The sequence below is a fragment of the Thermogemmatispora argillosa genome (assembly GCF_059696725.1).
On the sequence record NZ_AP019377.1, the window covers coordinates 1,860,374 to 1,874,767 of the forward strand.

12 protein-coding genes are annotated in these 14,394 nt (G+C 65.0%); 2 read left to right on the plus strand and 10 right to left on the minus strand.

The window, feature by feature from the left end; genetic code table 11:
* Window positions 1-208: 208 nt before the first annotated feature.
* Complete coding sequence (locus AC6H1L_RS07210; RefSeq protein ID WP_497600851.1) at window positions 209-877, plus strand: hypothetical protein; 669 nt, start codon at window positions 209-211, stop codon at window positions 875-877.
* A 60-nt stretch (window positions 878-937) separates the two neighbouring features.
* Window positions 938-1,897: an aldo/keto reductase gene (locus tag AC6H1L_RS07215; protein ID WP_497600852.1), complete on the plus strand. Its 960-nt coding sequence runs from the start codon at window positions 938-940 to the stop codon at window positions 1,895-1,897.
* 354 nt (window positions 1,898-2,251) lie between these two features.
* Here the strand turns inward: AC6H1L_RS07215 and AC6H1L_RS07220 are convergent, their stop codons facing one another.
* The 10 genes from AC6H1L_RS07220 to AC6H1L_RS07265 form a co-directional block, all read right to left on the minus strand.
* Window positions 2,252-3,049, minus strand: a complete 798-nt coding sequence (locus tag AC6H1L_RS07220; protein WP_497600853.1) for a ferritin-like domain-containing protein — start codon at window positions 3,047-3,049, stop codon at window positions 2,252-2,254.
* A 172-nt stretch (window positions 3,050-3,221) separates the two neighbouring features.
* Window positions 3,222-3,719 carry a hypothetical protein gene (locus AC6H1L_RS07225; protein WP_497600854.1) on the minus strand — a complete coding sequence of 166 codons (498 nt, stop codon included), beginning with the start codon at window positions 3,717-3,719 and terminating at the stop codon, window positions 3,222-3,224.
* 40 nt (window positions 3,720-3,759) lie between these two features.
* On the minus strand, window positions 3,760-5,064 hold the full coding sequence (locus tag AC6H1L_RS07230) for an NAD(P)/FAD-dependent oxidoreductase (protein WP_497600855.1): 1,305 nt from the start codon (window positions 5,062-5,064) through the stop codon (window positions 3,760-3,762).
* Between the two features lie 103 nt (window positions 5,065-5,167).
* The gene (gene uvsE, locus AC6H1L_RS07235) at window positions 5,168-6,085 is read right to left on the minus strand and encodes a UV DNA damage repair endonuclease UvsE (RefSeq protein WP_497600856.1); all 918 of its coding nucleotides are present in this window, start codon (window positions 6,083-6,085) and stop codon (window positions 5,168-5,170) included.
* Window positions 6,086-6,119: 34 nt separating this feature from the next.
* A complete protein-coding gene (crtI, locus tag AC6H1L_RS07240) occupies window positions 6,120-7,700 on the minus strand; it encodes a phytoene desaturase family protein (protein ID WP_497600857.1) in 1,581 nt (526 codons plus the stop codon).
* Complete coding sequence (locus AC6H1L_RS07245) at window positions 7,697-9,391, minus strand: carotenoid biosynthesis protein (protein ID WP_497600858.1); 1,695 nt, start codon at window positions 9,389-9,391, stop codon at window positions 7,697-7,699. Before AC6H1L_RS07245 ends, crtI begins: the two co-directional genes overlap by 4 nt.
* Window positions 9,388-10,626 (minus strand): glycosyltransferase family 2 protein, encoded by a 1,239-nt coding sequence (locus AC6H1L_RS07250; protein WP_497600859.1) that lies wholly within the window; start codon window positions 10,624-10,626, stop codon window positions 9,388-9,390. Before AC6H1L_RS07250 ends, AC6H1L_RS07245 begins: the two co-directional genes overlap by 4 nt.
* Window positions 10,616-11,638, minus strand: a complete 1,023-nt coding sequence (locus AC6H1L_RS07255; protein ID WP_497600860.1) for a phytoene/squalene synthase family protein — start codon at window positions 11,636-11,638, stop codon at window positions 10,616-10,618. The genes AC6H1L_RS07250 and AC6H1L_RS07255 overlap by 11 nt, the downstream gene beginning before the upstream one ends.
* A 488-nt stretch (window positions 11,639-12,126) precedes the next feature.
* Window positions 12,127-13,509: a hypothetical protein gene (locus tag AC6H1L_RS07260; RefSeq protein ID WP_497600861.1), complete on the minus strand. Its 1,383-nt coding sequence runs from the start codon at window positions 13,507-13,509 to the stop codon at window positions 12,127-12,129.
* A complete protein-coding gene (locus AC6H1L_RS07265; RefSeq protein WP_497600862.1) occupies window positions 13,502-14,242 on the minus strand; it encodes an RNA polymerase sigma factor in 741 nt (246 codons plus the stop codon). Before AC6H1L_RS07265 ends, AC6H1L_RS07260 begins: the two co-directional genes overlap by 8 nt.
* Window positions 14,243-14,394: the final 152 nt, after the last annotated feature.

A 14,394-nucleotide genomic window follows, 5' to 3' on the forward strand; every position in this document is an offset into this window, starting at 1 on the left:
AGGCCAGGCTGTGAGCAGATAGTGATCGAGCACAGGTGCGTCCCCAGCACCAGCCGCAGGCGCAGAGGGAAAAGGAGTTCGTGCGTCTATACAAGTGATGCGGTCAGTCGCTCTGAAAAAGCTCGCTGGTGATGAGCGGCTGTGATGCTGATTCTGCCATGCCCAGCCGGGTCTAGGGCACCAGGACGCGAGAGGAGGGAGGTCAACTTTGAATGATACTTTGGGCCGGTCCTCGGGGCTGTTCGCCGCCCCAACGACGCCGCACTCGCTCGACCAGTTTCGTCAGACGCTGAATCATTATTTAGCCGTCATTGGCCAGCAACAGGAAGCGCTCTCGTCGGAGTACCTGGCGCTGCGGGGCCAGGCCCGTCTACGCTCGGAGCAGCGCCGGCATCTGCAGCGCTTGCTGAGTCAGTATCAAGAGCAGCTCCTATCGTTCCGTGGCCTGCTAGAGCAGCCGCAGGCTCTCCCTGACGAGGTCGTTCCCCGCCGCTATTTGCCACTTCTTTTCCTACAGAATGCTGAGAGCCAGACACGTCATTTGCTTGATCTGCTCACTGCTCTCCCTCCAGTCGAGCCAGAGCGTACCTCAACGCGCCAGCGCCAGCGTCAACAGCAGCAGACGCTGCTCCACAGTTGGGAGCGACTGCTCCACTCCTATGAGGAGCTGACCTTTCATGTCCGCGCTCTCTCGGACCAGACCCGCTTTCTGCTGCGCCGTCTCAGTGTCGTCCAGCGCGACACGGCAGCCGCCGCTGAGTTGGGTGAGTCTGCGACAGGTTCTGACACTCCTCTCGCTGGGCAGGAGGTCCAGCCACAGGCTCAGCCGCAGCCCGGGACGGAGCGAGTGGACACCTCAGAAGAGCATGAGCTGTAAGGTAAGTGGGCGCGTGAGACGCTCTTGCATTGAGGACGCCGGCGCGCGACAATAAGAGGTATGGAGTACCGCACACTTGGACGAACTGGTTTGAAGGTCTCGCGCCTCTGCCTTGGCACCATGCAATGGGGCTGGACGGTCGATGAGCCGACGGCTTTCGCCATCATGGATGCCTTCGTTGAGCGCGGCGGCAATTTCTTCGATACCGCCGATTTCTACGCGCGCTGGATTCCGGGCAAGCGCGGCGGCGAGTCTGAGGAGATTATCGGGCGCTGGCTGCACGCTCGCGGCAACCGCAGCCAGGTGATCATTGCGACCAAGGTTTACCATCCGATGGGCGAGGGACCGAACGATCGCGGCCTCTCACGCAAGCATATCGTGGAGGCCGTCGAGGCCTCGCTGCGCCGTCTGCAGACCGATTATCTTGATCTCTACCTGGCCCATGTCTTCGACGCGGAGACGCCGATAGAGGAGACGCTGCGCGCTTTCGACGATCTACAGCGCAGCGGTAAGGTGCGCTACATCGGCGCCTCGAATTATCCGGCCTGGCGCCTGGTCGAGGCGCTCTGGTGCGCACGCTATGAGCGCACCGCCCGGTACGAGGTCCTGGAGCCTCACTATAATCTGGTACACCGCGCCGAGTTTGAGCAGGAGCTGCAGACGATCTGCCTGCAGTACGGGCTTGGCGTGATCCCTTACAGCCCTCTGGCGGGCGGCTTTCTCGGCGGCAGCTATCGCCGTGGGCAGAGCCGGCAGAGTGCGCGCGCTGCGGCGGTGCTGGGACGCTATGACCATGAGCAGGCCTGGCGCACCCTGGAGACGGTGCAGGCCATCGCTGAGGAGACAGCGAGTACTCCTGCGGCGGTAGCCCTGGCCTGGCTCCTGGCTCAGCCGGCTGTGACCGCCCCGATTATCGGCGCCAGTCAGCCCGCGCAGTTGGAAGACGGCTTCGCTGCTCTACAGTTGCAGCTTTCGCCCGAACAGCTCGACCGTCTGACCACGGTCTCTCAGGGCCTCTAGTGCTCTCTGCCTGATAGCAGGCGGCCAAGCAGGAGCATGAGATCGCGCTGACGAGGCGCGCAAAGATCCAGCCGTCAATATGCTGAAGTCAGATGAGGGGGAGCCGTTGCCCATGTTGCCGCTGTGGCCAGAGGCCGTCTGGCGCCAGCGATGAACGGCGGGGCAACGGCTCGCTGGCTCTGGTTTTACTGCGCTGCGTTTCCCTTTGCTGGCACTGAAGGCCGCCATGTCCCTGGCTCTCTGCTTAGCAGGCTCTCCTGACACGGGCCGCCCCGGCCTCTCTTCTCTAGAGAGAGAGCAAAGGCTACCTCTACCTACCCTGGCCAGGCAGAGCCGAGCAGAGCACGCGTCAGATCAGCCACGTCCGACGCCGCTGCTGGCGACGAAGGGGACGCGCTGCTCCACGCCAGCATCTTCGATGCTGACCTCGTGATAGCGGTAGCTATTGCCGTCGGTGGGGCTGAGATAGCCAGCATCCTGGACGACCTGGGGGGCATCGGCGACGCTGGCGATCAGCACCGGTGTGAAGGCCCAGTTGTCGGCGGGGCGCAAACCGCCGATGACGCGCCCCAAGGCCCGATGTTCGGCCTCGATGCAGGCGATCTGGCCGGCGACCTGCGCCAGGTCGGGCCGGCCCATCGCGGCAAACTCTTTGATGGCCGCCAGGAAGGCTGAATCGAAGACCCCCTCAAGCTCCTGCTGAGTCTGAATGAAGGTCTTGAGGTCGCTGAAGGTCTGGGCCCCCTTGGGGAAGCTGAAGGTCTCGGCCAGCGACTGGCCACCATTGGCAGCGAAAAATTGTTGGTGAATCTGCTCCTCAACAAGGGCGGCTTTGAGATAGGACAGGTCGTCGCCGCTGAGACCCAGCGCGTCAGCGTTGGCGATGCCGTTGCTATAGAAGGTGACGGCTAATTGCTCTGCCGTGCGCGCAATCGAGAGAATCTGTGTGACGGCATCATCGAGGGTGACGAGCCGCTCAGCGAGGGCCCCTTGAGCGCGCACCGGCAACGGTCGGCCAATGGTTCCCAGTGTCGCCAGCCCCAGGCCACCCACCGCCAGGCCGGCGGTGGCTCGGCGGAGAAAGCGTCGACGCCCCTGACGTGCCGGGGTCTTGCCGGCGCTGCCATAGCTCTGATCGATAGAGATTCGCATGGCGATGGATTGATCCTTTCTGTCTGCACACTTTAGGTGAGAGCTGCTTTTCCGGGTTCCCCTCACGTTCCACCGCCTCTCATCCTCACAGTTCCACTCTAGCAGGCTCTCTAAGAAAAGGATCGACATCCACTGATACCAACGGCCCCGGGATCAGGGGCGGCGAGACGTTTCAGGGACGCGGCGGCAGCTCGTGTTCCTCGCCGTAGAGGAGGGCCAGGGCCAGGCCAAAGGCCAGATGGCGCAGGACGTTCTGCCCAAAGGAAGGCCAGCTTGCCAGCCGGGGCAGCTCGCCGCGGCGAATGAGAGGATGAAAGCGGTCGGCCAGCGGGGTCAGCCACCAGACGGCAGCTAGAAAGCCTTCGCCGAAGAGCAATCCCTTGAGCCAGGTTGGCCCTGGCAGGCGCGGCCTGACCAGGGCGGCGTAGATCTCGCCAAGCAGTACCCCATTGAGAAGATGCAATCCCCAGGCCAGCAGGCGGCGGCCTCGTCTTGGCCTTGCCCCTGGCCCAAGCAGTCCCTCGATGAAGCGCACGTCGCTGAAGTGGTTGCCGCTCAGGCGCTGGTCGAGGGCCATGACGAGACTGTAGACAGCGGTGGCTCCCAGGCCCGCCAGGGCCGCCTTTCCGGGTCGCCAGGGCGGCGGTCGACGTTCGACAAGCTCTTGCATTGCTTGAGGCTCCCCCTTCTTTCTTTTCTTCCGCTGGCCATTAGCTGGCGCTGAGTAGCCGCGCCTGCCGATCGGCGAGCACTACGCGTGCGGTGCGGGCGCCAGCGCTGATAGCCCCGTGAATGCTGCTCGAATGCAGATATTCGCCGCTCAGGTAGAGGCCCGGCACAGGGCTGCGCGCTTCGGGCAGCCGGGCGAAGATGCCGGGCGGCTGGGCAAATTGAGCGAAGGGTAGGCGATAGACAGCCAGCACACGCCAGCGCTGCAGGTCATGCTCCGGGAACCAGCCGGCCAGCTCTTGTAAGACGCGCCGGGCCAGCCGTTCATCATCCTCCTCGGCCTGAGCCCCTGGCTCGAGTATGGTAACCGAGAGCAGGTGCTGCCCGGGAGGGGCATACTGCGGGACGATATTGGTAAGCTGGACAGCGTGATTTATCAGCCCATCCGGCTCGCAGTTGAGCAGCAAGACAGGCTCATTGTAAAGCGATTGCGGACCGGCGAAGTAGAGGCAGGTACAGCCGCGGCCTTCTGTTGGCAGGGGCAGACCAGTGAGGCGGGCCGCTGTCGGGCTGTCGGTCGCGACTACGACGGCCTCGGCCCGCAGCTCTTCGCCGTTGGCCAGGCGTACCCCAGTGACGCGCCCCTGCTCACGTAGAAGCGCCTCGACGCGCGTCTGCAGGCGCAGACTGCCCGGCGGCAGGCTGGCGGCGAGCTGGGCGGCAATGGCTCCCATCCCTTGCTGCGGCAAGACAATATCGCCGCTTGCCAGCATGCGCCAGACAAAGCGGAACATGCGCGCGCTGGTCTGCAGGCCTCGATCGAGAAAGATGCCGCCGAAGAAGGGGCGGGCGAAGTTGGCAATGAAGCCGTCGCGGCAGAAACCCCAGTGGCGCAGGTACAGCTCACTGCTCTCGTCGAGCGTGGCCGCCGGCCAGGCGGCGGGTCCTTCCGCCGAGACTGTGCGTAGAATGCTGCGCGTCAGGCGCAGAACGCGCCACTTGTCGGCCAGGGGAAGCAGTGGGTTGGCGGCAGAAGCGGGCAGCCAGCCAGGCTGGCGGCGCGGGTCGGCCAGCGGATAACGACGGCCCCTTTTGATGAGCACTGCCCCGGGTAGGAAGCGCCCCAGCTTGAGGGCCTCTAGATCAAGCTCGCGCTGCACGGCGGGATAGGCAGTAAAGAGCACCTGAAAGCCGCGATCGAGCAGGAAGCCATCGGGATGGCGATCGCTGCTCACACGGCCTCCAGGGCGGTCGCTGGCTTCCAGCACCAGCACACTCAGCCCGGCGCGACTGAGGTGGCGTGCGCAGACCAGGCCGGACAGGCCGGCTCCGACAATGATGATCATGATGACGCCTCTCTCTCCTTTCTACTCTCCATCAACAAGCAGCGAGCCTGCTGCTTTACTTCACCTGAATGAAGCACGTGCAGGAGCCAGGACAGGAGTCAGCTTAGCCTGGCTGGTCGCAGCGCTCGCCGGGTGCGGGGCCAGCAGCGATCAGGCCTAGCTCCTGGCGCAGGCGCAGAAGCGCCAGATCTTTGGCCTTGCACTCAAGCATGACATCATAGTCAGACCAGGGAACGGCGGCGAGGAAGGCCCGGAAACGGTCGACGGTGACATACTCGCTGTGAGCGCCGAAGCGTTTGCGCGGGTCTTGCTCGGCATAGTGCAATTTGGGACGACGTCCGGCCCAGGTAGTCAGAATGCGCTCCCAGGGCAGGCGCTCTAGCGGAGTCTCCGCGCCTCCGTTCAGGGCGTGGTGCAGGTTATCGACGACCAAGGGCAGGCCGCTGGCTTCACAGATAGGCAGCAACTGGGAGACCGACCAGCAGCGCTCGTCGTTTTCCAGACGCAAGCGTCGGCGCACGCTGTCAGGCAGCTTCTCGATGTGGGCCAGCATGCGCCGCGCCGTCGCCGCCCGGTCGCCGTAGACACCGCCTCCGTGCAGGATAATGTCGCCCTCGATGCCGAGGCGCTCCATCACTTCGGCATGATAGCAGAGGTCGCGATAGCTGCTCTCCCAGACGGGACCGTCGGCAGAGATGAGCGTGTATTGACCAGGGTGCATCGAAAGGCGCATGTTGCCTGCGCGCGCCAGCCGCCCTATCTCCGTCACCTGGGCCGGATCAAAGCGGATCTGCTCAAGCGCGACCTCGGGATGGGAGCCAAGCGGTACCAGATCAGAGGAGATGCGAAAGACACTGATGCCCTGGGCCAGGTTCCAGCGCAGGATGGCCACGAGGAGCGCCAGATTGGCATCGACCAGGGCCTGCAGGTAGGCAAGGCCGCGCTCGCGCAGGGTAGTCAGGCGCAGGCTGCGCATCTTGCCACCCAGCGAGAGATTGACGCAGGCATAGCCTAGTCTCATCTCACCACCATCCTCCCGAGCCTCCGACCCCTCTTCAGACACGGCATGCCAGGCCCTCCCCCGCCCGGTCCCGGATCGCCAGGTCCTGCCGAACCAGGCGCGCAGTGATAGAGGCGGAGAGCAGAACGCCGGGAATGCCCGCCCCGGGATGGGTACCGGCGCCGACGAAGTAGAGACCCTCAACGTGGGGAGCGCGATTGTGGGGACGGAAGTAGGCCGACTGGAAAAGGGTCGGCTCTAGCGAGAAGGCCGCGCCCAGGTGGCTGCGCAGCTCGCCGGCAAAGTCGAGCGGCGTAAAATGTTGCTCGCAGACAATGCTAGCGCGCAAACCAGACAGACCCGCTTGCTCTTCGAGATAGCTCAGAATGCGCTCGCGCAGGAGCGGCGCCTCACGGTGCCAGTCGACGCCGTGCCCCAGGTGCGGCACCGGCGCCAGCACATAGAGGCTCTCGCCTCCCGTTGGGGCCATGCTGGCATCGGTACGGGTCGGCGTGTGCAGGTAGAGCGCCAGGTCTTTTGGCAGGCCCTGGCCATCAAAGAGCGCGCCGATCATGCCGCGGTAGTCGCGCGGCATGAAGATGGTATGATGGCGCAACTGGGGATACTGCCGGTTCAGCCCCAGGTAGAGCAAGAAGCAGCTCATCGAGTAGCGTGCCCGCTCCAGGCGACGCACCAGCCGGCGGGGGCGCATTTCCTCCGGGAGCAGGTGCAGATAGGTGGTGGCGACATCGCTATTGGCCACTACCGCCTCGGCCTGCAGCAAGGCGCCGTCGGCCAGAAGCACGCCCCAGATGCGCCCGGCGCGCATTAGAATACGCTCCACAGGCTGGCCGCAGCGTAGCTCCCCGCCCAGAGAGATGAACAGGCGTGACATAGCCTCGACAAGGGTATACATTCCCCCGGGCAGGAAGTGGACGCCTCCCAGGCGCTCCAGATAGGGAACGATGCTGTAGATGGCGCTGGCGCGGAACGGGTTGCCGCCAATAAAGAGCGGGTGAAATGAGAAGACCATGCGCAATTGTGGATGGCGGAAGTAGCGCGCAACGAAGCGATAGACGCTGCGCTGTGCTCCCAGACGCACCAACTCCGGGGTCACGCGCAGAAAATCGCTCAGGTGCAGGAATGGCTCGCCAGCCAGCTCAGCAAAGGCGCGCTGGTAGATGCGAGCCGTAGCCTCCAGAAAGGCGCGGTAGCCGGCGACGTCGCGCGGCTCGAAGCGGGCGATCTCAGCCTCGTCCTCGGGGGGATTGCCCCAGTAGTCGAAATGGTTGCCATCAGCAAAATAAATGCGATAGAAGGGGCGCAGCGGTATCAGGGTCAGATCTTCTTCAAGACGGCGCCCGGCGGCCTGCCAGAGATCCTGCAGCAGCCAGGGAGCCGTGAGCAGGGTGGGGCCCATGTCGAAGGTGAAGCCGTCAGCCTTGAGCTGGTAGGCGCGTCCGCCGGGGCGTTCTCGCGCCTCGATCAGGGTCACCTGGGCGCCAGCAGCCTGCAGGCGGATGGCTGTCGCCAGGCCGCCGAAGCCGGCTCCGATGACAATGACGCGGGGCCGGCCACCGCCGCGCTCGATGGGAAGGCTACTGGATGGCCGGGTAATGCTAGAGCGACTACTCATGACTGGAGCACCTCCTTGTCTGGCAGCCTGGCCAGAGCTTGATCATAGTCGAGTCCCGAGAGGAGACGGACGCAGCCCTCTACGGCGGCGATGAACTGGGCGGTGTCGGCGTAGAGGCGACGGAAGAGAGGCGCTCCCAGACGCAGCGTCAGGCGCGGCGGGTGTGTCGCGCTCCAGACGATGCCCGCCGGCAGCACTGGAATGCTGGCCCCGCTCGCACGCTCAGCCAGTTCTACAAGGCGGGCGAAGCCGGGTCGGAAGGGCAGCAGCGCCTCCGTCGGTTGGCGTGGTGAGGGCAGCGGATCAACGGCAGGATAGCCCTCGGGGAAGACGACCAGCAGGCCGCCGCCACGCAGGACATCGACAGCCTGACGCCAGGCGCGGCGCAGGTAAGGGGTCACTTCGCTCGCACGGTAGGCACTGACGGCGGCGCTTTCGGTGCCGGGCCGCAGGCGCTCGGGACGCAACATGACTGGCCAGCCGGCCAGGGCGCAGAGCCGTTCCATGAGGAAGCGCTGCCAGCTCGTGCGCACCCAGTCGAGGGCGACCAGGATGTGCACGGGACGCGGTACGCTCCGTAGCAACAGGCAGCCATCGTAGAGATGGTGATAATGCCGGGCAGCCACAATGACCGGGCCTCGCGGTGGCAGATGCTCGCTGCCTTCAACGGCGATGCGTAAGCCGCGGCGCCAGAGCAGGAAGGCGGCGCCGCCGCGCATCACCAGGCGCGCGATGCTGTGCAGGCTGCGCTGTACCAGACCGCGGCTGCCCTGCGGAGCCTGCGTCTGGGCTAGAGAGGGAGCCAGCTCCTCATCACGCGCCGCTGGCCCGCTACCGGAGGCGCCGCGCTCGTCGCCCCCGCTGCGGCGTAGCACCAGGGCCGCCGGCAGAATACCCAGGAAGAGGCCCAGCAGCGGCGGCAGCCACAGCCCGACGCTCAGGTCGAGAGCAATGGCAAAGAGCGTATTGGCTGTATAGATCCCAAAAGGCAGCCAGGCCGCACCGCTCAGGCGCTGCTCAGCGAGATCGCTGCGCCAGAGCAGACGGCTCACCCCCATATAGAGCAGCCCGGTCACCGACCAGCCGACCAGGTTCTGCACAGGCATGCCGAAGTAGGCCCCCTGAACGCCCCACTGCCAGAAATGCAGGGGCAGGCGCTCGCTGGCCATCGCCGGATCAAGCGTCAGGTCCCAGACAGTCAGCAAATAGGCGCCCAGTAGGACCGCCCACAGGCCAGGCCCCTTCCGTGGCTCAGCCTCCTCAGCGCGGCGCCTCAGCAGCAGGTGAGCCAGAAGATAGGCCGAGAAGCCCATGTAGAACCACGAGAGCGGGATCGAGTAGGGCACGTGACCCAGGATCTTGAAGCCCAGGAAGGTATTGTAGGAATAGGGGCCGAAGGGAAAGCCGGTCGAGGTTCCGATCAACTCGATGCTGAGCGAGATCAGCGTTGAGGCGGCAAAGAAAATGAGCGTGCGACGCACGCCTACGATCCGCAGGCCAAAGAGCAGAACCGTGGCCGCCCCAAAGAGGATGTGCAGCGAGCCGGCATAGTTGATACCAAAACTGAAGACCGAGACGAGCAGCGGGCTGAAGCTCCACAGCTCGGGATGAGGCAGGGCGATCAGCATGCCCGCCAGCCCGAAAAGGAGCGCCGCCAGGTGGCAAATAAAGAGCACTTTCACAGCTTTCATACAGCACCTCCAGGAGCGTTCCCACGGATAATCAGGCGTCCGCGCCAGCGATGGCGACGACGCAGGGCCTGTCGGCCAAGCTGCAGGGCCACCGCCAGGTCGCAGAGCGGAGAGAGCCAGTACGTCCACGGCGGGCGACGATAGGCGCGCCGCATCCCCGCCAGAGTGCCAATGCGCAGCAGGAGCAGGCCACTATTGAGAGCGAGCACCAGGCCCAGCCCTCGCCCTAGCAGGCCCTGACGTCGTAAGCGCGTGAGCGCTGCCGCGAGCAGGCCCACCAGTGGCAGTGGCAAGGCCTGCACAAGGAGCACCTCCAGCCAGCCAAGCAGGGTGTGCCAGACAGGACTGAGATGGTCATGCAATGGGAGCGAGCGCGTCCAATTCTGCCAGGCCGCGCGCGCCGTAGGATACATCTCGACGCTGGCCAGGGCACCGCTCTCTACAAAAGCCACGCGCTGGCCAGCCTGGACGAGACGGCGCGCCAGGGTAATATCTTCGCAGAGCGAATAGCGCAGGGGAGCAAAGCCAGCGCAGGCAGCCAGCGCCTCGCGCCGCACAAGAAAACATTGCCCATTGGCTTGCACGCGCAGGACAGCGCGAGGGCCAGCATACACGGCCCCAGGACTCCCGTAGCGATAGACCAGGGTCGTCAACAGGGAGGGGTGCAGCATCCCGAGGAGAGGGGCCGGCGGCAACGTTTGTAGGGTTGCCAGACTGATGGCAGCCAGGCGATCGCGCTGGGCCCGTGCCAGCAGGGCCGCCACCAGGCCGGGCGCTGGGCGCACATCCGCATCGACAGTGAGCACCCAGGGGAAGGCCGGCGGTAGCGCCCGCCAGCCAGCTTCCAGGCCCCAGACCTTGCCATTCCAGCCGGCTGGAATGGGCGCGGCCTCAAGCAGGCGGAGGCGCTGGTCGCGGCGAGCGTAAGCACAGACAAGCTGAGGTGTTCCATCGTAGGAGCCGCCGTCGATGACCAGAATCAGGCCCACCTCGGGGCCTTGAGCTAGCAGGCCCTCCAGGCAGGGAGCCAGGCGCTCATATTCATTGAGAACAGGCACCAGCACTGCTACCGACCCGACCTGTTCCGACGTCGGGCGAGCCGGCGAGACAGGCTCCAGGGCCTGGCCGCCAGCGGTGCGCAGCAACCGCCATAGCACGCGCAGCGCGAGGGTCAACTGTGCCACCGCCAGTCCCCGTAGCAGGAAGAGCAGCGGCGTGCTCTGACTACGGCTCATCCGCTAGCTCCCCCTCCAGCGTAGGATCAGCGAGCTGCTCGCCGCGGCGCCAAAGCCGATCGAGAGTCAAAGCCAGCATCGCCTCGCGCAGCTTCTCGCTGAGCGTGGTATGGGCGCGCGCCCGCAGCACATCGTAGCCGCGCTGTTCAATGGCATGCAGAATGCGGCGGTAGAGGCGCCCGGCCAGCAGAATTGGCAAGCGCCGATCTGGCGGCAAGAGCCAGACGCCTGGGAGACTTTGGGCATAATAGAGGTGAGCGCGCGCCACCTGGTAGCGCATCAGCGCCCGAAAGGCGGCATCCGGTCCCTGGCCAGCATTGAGGAGCTGGAGCAAATGAGAGCGCGAGAGGCCGAAGCGCGCCAGGTCCTCCAGAGGCAGATAGAGGCGCCCTTTTCGCAGGTCGCCCCCCACATCGCGCAAGATATTCGTCAGTTGCATAGCGATGCCCAGGCCCTCGGCAGCGGAGAGCGCTCCTGGTGAAGTAGCCCCCAGAACATGCGCCAGCGCCAGCCCGACCGTACCGGCCACGCGATAGCAATAGGCGCGCAGCCGCTCGAAGCTGGCAAACTCGCGCGGCCACAGATCCCAGTGCAGCCCTTCCAGAAAATCGAGGAAAAGCGTGGTTGGCAGGCCATAGCGCTCGACCAACCGAGCCAGACGGGCACCGAGCGGCTCGCGCGGCGCCGGGCCCTGGCAGCTCTCCAGAAACCAGGCGCGCCAGGCCCGCAGCTCGCCAGCAATGGTTTGCGGAGACTCGGCAGGATCACGCTCATCGACCAGGTCGTCAAGCGTGCGGAAAAAGGCATAGAGCGTCACAAACGAAGGACGCAGCTCCCCTGGCAGGAAACGCGCCGCGAAATGAAAGGTGCGCCCGTGCCGGGCTAGCAGCGCCTCCTCTTCAGACTCGCCCTGCCCAGCAGCGACGGTGGAAGCGGGACAGCACGAGGCGACAGCTTCCTGCAAGAGTTCGCTTGAGGGTGGCCCCACTCTCTCAGAACTCGGCTTTGGCATGCGCATAGCGGCCATCTGCTCCTCTCCAGTGGACCCGGCGCCGCTCCCTTTTCGTCCAACGCGAGCCAGCGAGCCAGGCACCTGCGCCGCTTCTCCCAGGCAGCCCGTCTAGACAAAAGACAGAGACGGCTTCTGACCCTTGTGTTCGCAGCGGCTCTCCTTGGATCATTCGGGTCGGTCAGGGGAGAAAATGGCGTCAGACTGGGCAGGCATCACGGGTCTAGCGAGCGTCATACGCTTCAGGTCCTTCTCATATGACGTCCCGCGAGGCCCATTCTAGTAACAGCTCTTTGGCGCGACGGAGCGGCATTGGCTCAGAGCCTGGCCCAAAGCACGGGTCAGCGTGGAGCGGCCCAGGCCGCAACGAGAGGCTAGCCAGGGCCTGGCTGGTTTGCCCGGTGCAGGTTCCTTTCCCAGGCAGGCCAGACAAGCAGGCCCCGCTAGTACACACGTACGTATTGACTTACCTGCGCCGCCGGGTCCTGGCGTCAGCGTCGAGCAGATGGCGAGCCGGTGGGAGAGGAAGACGAGAGCGGAGCCAGGAGCTGCAAGCTGCGCTGCCCAGTGGGCGCCACGTAGACGATCAGCAGGCGCCCATCACGCAGCCAGAACGGGAAGAGCTGGCGGGCGCCGACCTCGGGCTGCGGCAACCGGATTGACGGCCCGGCAAAGGCGTGGACGTGCAGGCGACCGCTCGCGCTGTAGACCAGATCGCGGCTATCCGGCGACCAACTCCAGCCATCAAGCTCGCCTGCTACCGGGAGGCTGAGCAACGGACGCCCGTCGGGGATCGCCAGCGTTATCAGCAGCGTCTGGCCTGCCGGGTCGCGGCGCGCATAGGTCAGACGCTGCCCATCAGGCGACCAGCCAAAGCTAGTGATGGTGAAGTCGCCGACAGGGACCAGGGCCTTAACCTGGCCCGTCTCGTGGTCCATCAGATAGATGGCCCGACCCGGACCGCTCAGGCCCTCGCTGCTGGCGAGGAGGGCAAGATAGTGCCCATCGGGAGACCAGGCCAAATGCTGTACGGTCAGGCGCAGGTTCATAGTTGCCAACAGCTGCGTCGGATGGCCCCCGCGCGTTGTCTGCCAGAGCTGGGTTTGCCCATCTGTCCCTGTGACATAGGTAATGGAGGTACTGCCCGTACCGGGGGTCCAGGTAGCGGCCAGGGCAGGTTCACCCAGCGGATACATATACTGACCATAGGGCACAAGGGCGAGCAGCGGCTGTGAGGCGCCGGGGGGCGTCACCACAGTGACCAGGGCTGAGCCGTCAGGCGACCAGGCGGCATCGTGGGCCTCGCGCATCGCCAACACCTGACTACCCACAGGATCGCTCAGGCTGGCTGTGTACATCACCCCGGGGTCACGCCCATCTTGAATCACCAGGTGCTGCCCCGTGGGGTCGATCGCGACCAGCCTTCCCCCTTGCGCCAGCGCCGGCGGGGCGGCCAGCGTCTGCGTCACCTGGTAGCGCAGCACAGCCGTCGCGGGGGATTGCGGTGTCCGCGGTAGCCAGAGCAGGAGCACCAGCACCAGGCAGAGCAGCAGCGTCAAGGTCGCTGCCAGAGCGAGCGCCAGGCGAGAGCGGGGCCGGAGCCAGCCCGGGCGCCGGGGTTGGGGAGAACGTGGCGGCAGCCTGCTGAGGATGCGGGCCCGTAGCTCGGGAGAAAAGTGGATTTGGGCCGCCTGCTCTTCTAGCGCACGGCGAATGATTTCTTCCAGCAGGAGATCATCCGCCACGGCCCGATGGTTGACTTGAGAGCGCTCATGCGCGCGCCGCTCATGCTCCCCCTGCCGCCCGCGGCGCTCTGCAGACTGATCCGGCTGCAGCTCCTCGCCTGGCTGCGGCTCGTTCCGCGCATCACTCATGCTGTTCCTCCCTCCCTGAAGCGATCTGAAACGGGGGTGCATCCGTGTCGGCGCGCTCTTCCTCTGTCGCTGCGCGTGCCTGCTGATCTGGCGGCCTGATCTGCAAGAGGCGGCGCATCTTCTTAAGTGCCAACTGCAGGCGCTTGCGCAGGGTGTTTTCGGCCACCCCCAGCATGGCGGCGATCTCCGGCATGGTCAGCCGATGATAGTAGAAGAGGACCAGCACCACCCGCTGTTTCACTGGAAGGCGCTGCAAGGCCGCCACAACATCAAGCCAGTCCTCTACCCGCCCCTCGCGCAGCGACGTTTTCGGGAGCAGCTGCTCCTGTTCTTCGCCGGTGAGCCGCTCGCGCAGGAGGGCAGCTTGCCGCGCAAGCTGGCGCTTGAGGCTGATCGTCTGGTTGACCAGGATTCTGAGCAGCCAGGAACGCAAGAGCGCCGGGTCGCGCAAGGTCGCCATGTTTTTCCAGGCCAGGAAAAAGGCTTCCTGGACCAGGTCCTTGGCAGCCTCCTCATCTTTGACTAGCAAATAGGCTGTGCGCAAGAGCAGTCCCCCATAGGTATCAACGATGCGCGCGAAGGCCTCTTCATCGCCGGCCAGGCAACGCGCTACTAACTCTCTTTCCCAGGAGGCCCCCTCGGTTGCTGCCTCCGCTTCCGCTCGCGCCAGCGCTTCTACCTCTTCCGAGCCTGCCTCTCCCCCAGGCGGCCCCAATCGGCTGTCTCTCTCCACTCCAGATGGTTCCTGTGACACAATGCGTACCTCTCGTTCACAACATGGCGGCTCCCCGGCCCCATGCTTGTCTTCCTCATGGTGGCTTCCTTGATTCCATTCTCAGGACGTGCAGAAGATGGCGAATGGGTAAACGAGCGACGATGTTAGAG

Coding starts and splice junctions, on each gene's coding strand:
- AC6H1L_RS07215 (WP_497600852.1), top strand. CDS start 938: ATGGAGTACCGCACACTTGGACGAACTGGTTTGAAGGTCTCGCGCCTC.
- AC6H1L_RS07220 (WP_497600853.1), bottom strand. CDS start 3,049: ATGCGAATCTCTATCGATCAGAGCTATGGCAGCGCCGGCAAGACCCCG.
- AC6H1L_RS07225 (WP_497600854.1), bottom strand. CDS start 3,719: ATGCAAGAGCTTGTCGAACGTCGACCGCCGCCCTGGCGACCCGGAAAG.
- AC6H1L_RS07230 (WP_497600855.1), bottom strand. CDS start 5,064: ATGATCATCATTGTCGGAGCCGGCCTGTCCGGCCTGGTCTGCGCACGC.
- uvsE (WP_497600856.1), bottom strand. CDS start 6,085: ATGAGACTAGGCTATGCCTGCGTCAATCTCTCGCTGGGTGGCAAGATG.
- crtI (WP_497600857.1), bottom strand. CDS start 7,700: ATGAGTAGTCGCTCTAGCATTACCCGGCCATCCAGTAGCCTTCCCATC.
- AC6H1L_RS07245 (WP_497600858.1), bottom strand. CDS start 9,391: ATGAAAGCTGTGAAAGTGCTCTTTATTTGCCACCTGGCGGCGCTCCTT.
- AC6H1L_RS07250 (WP_497600859.1), bottom strand. CDS start 10,626: ATGAGCCGTAGTCAGAGCACGCCGCTGCTCTTCCTGCTACGGGGACTG.
- AC6H1L_RS07255 (WP_497600860.1), bottom strand. CDS start 11,638: ATGCCAAAGCCGAGTTCTGAGAGAGTGGGGCCACCCTCAAGCGAACTC.
- AC6H1L_RS07260 (WP_497600861.1), bottom strand. CDS start 13,509: ATGAGTGATGCGCGGAACGAGCCGCAGCCAGGCGAGGAGCTGCAGCCG.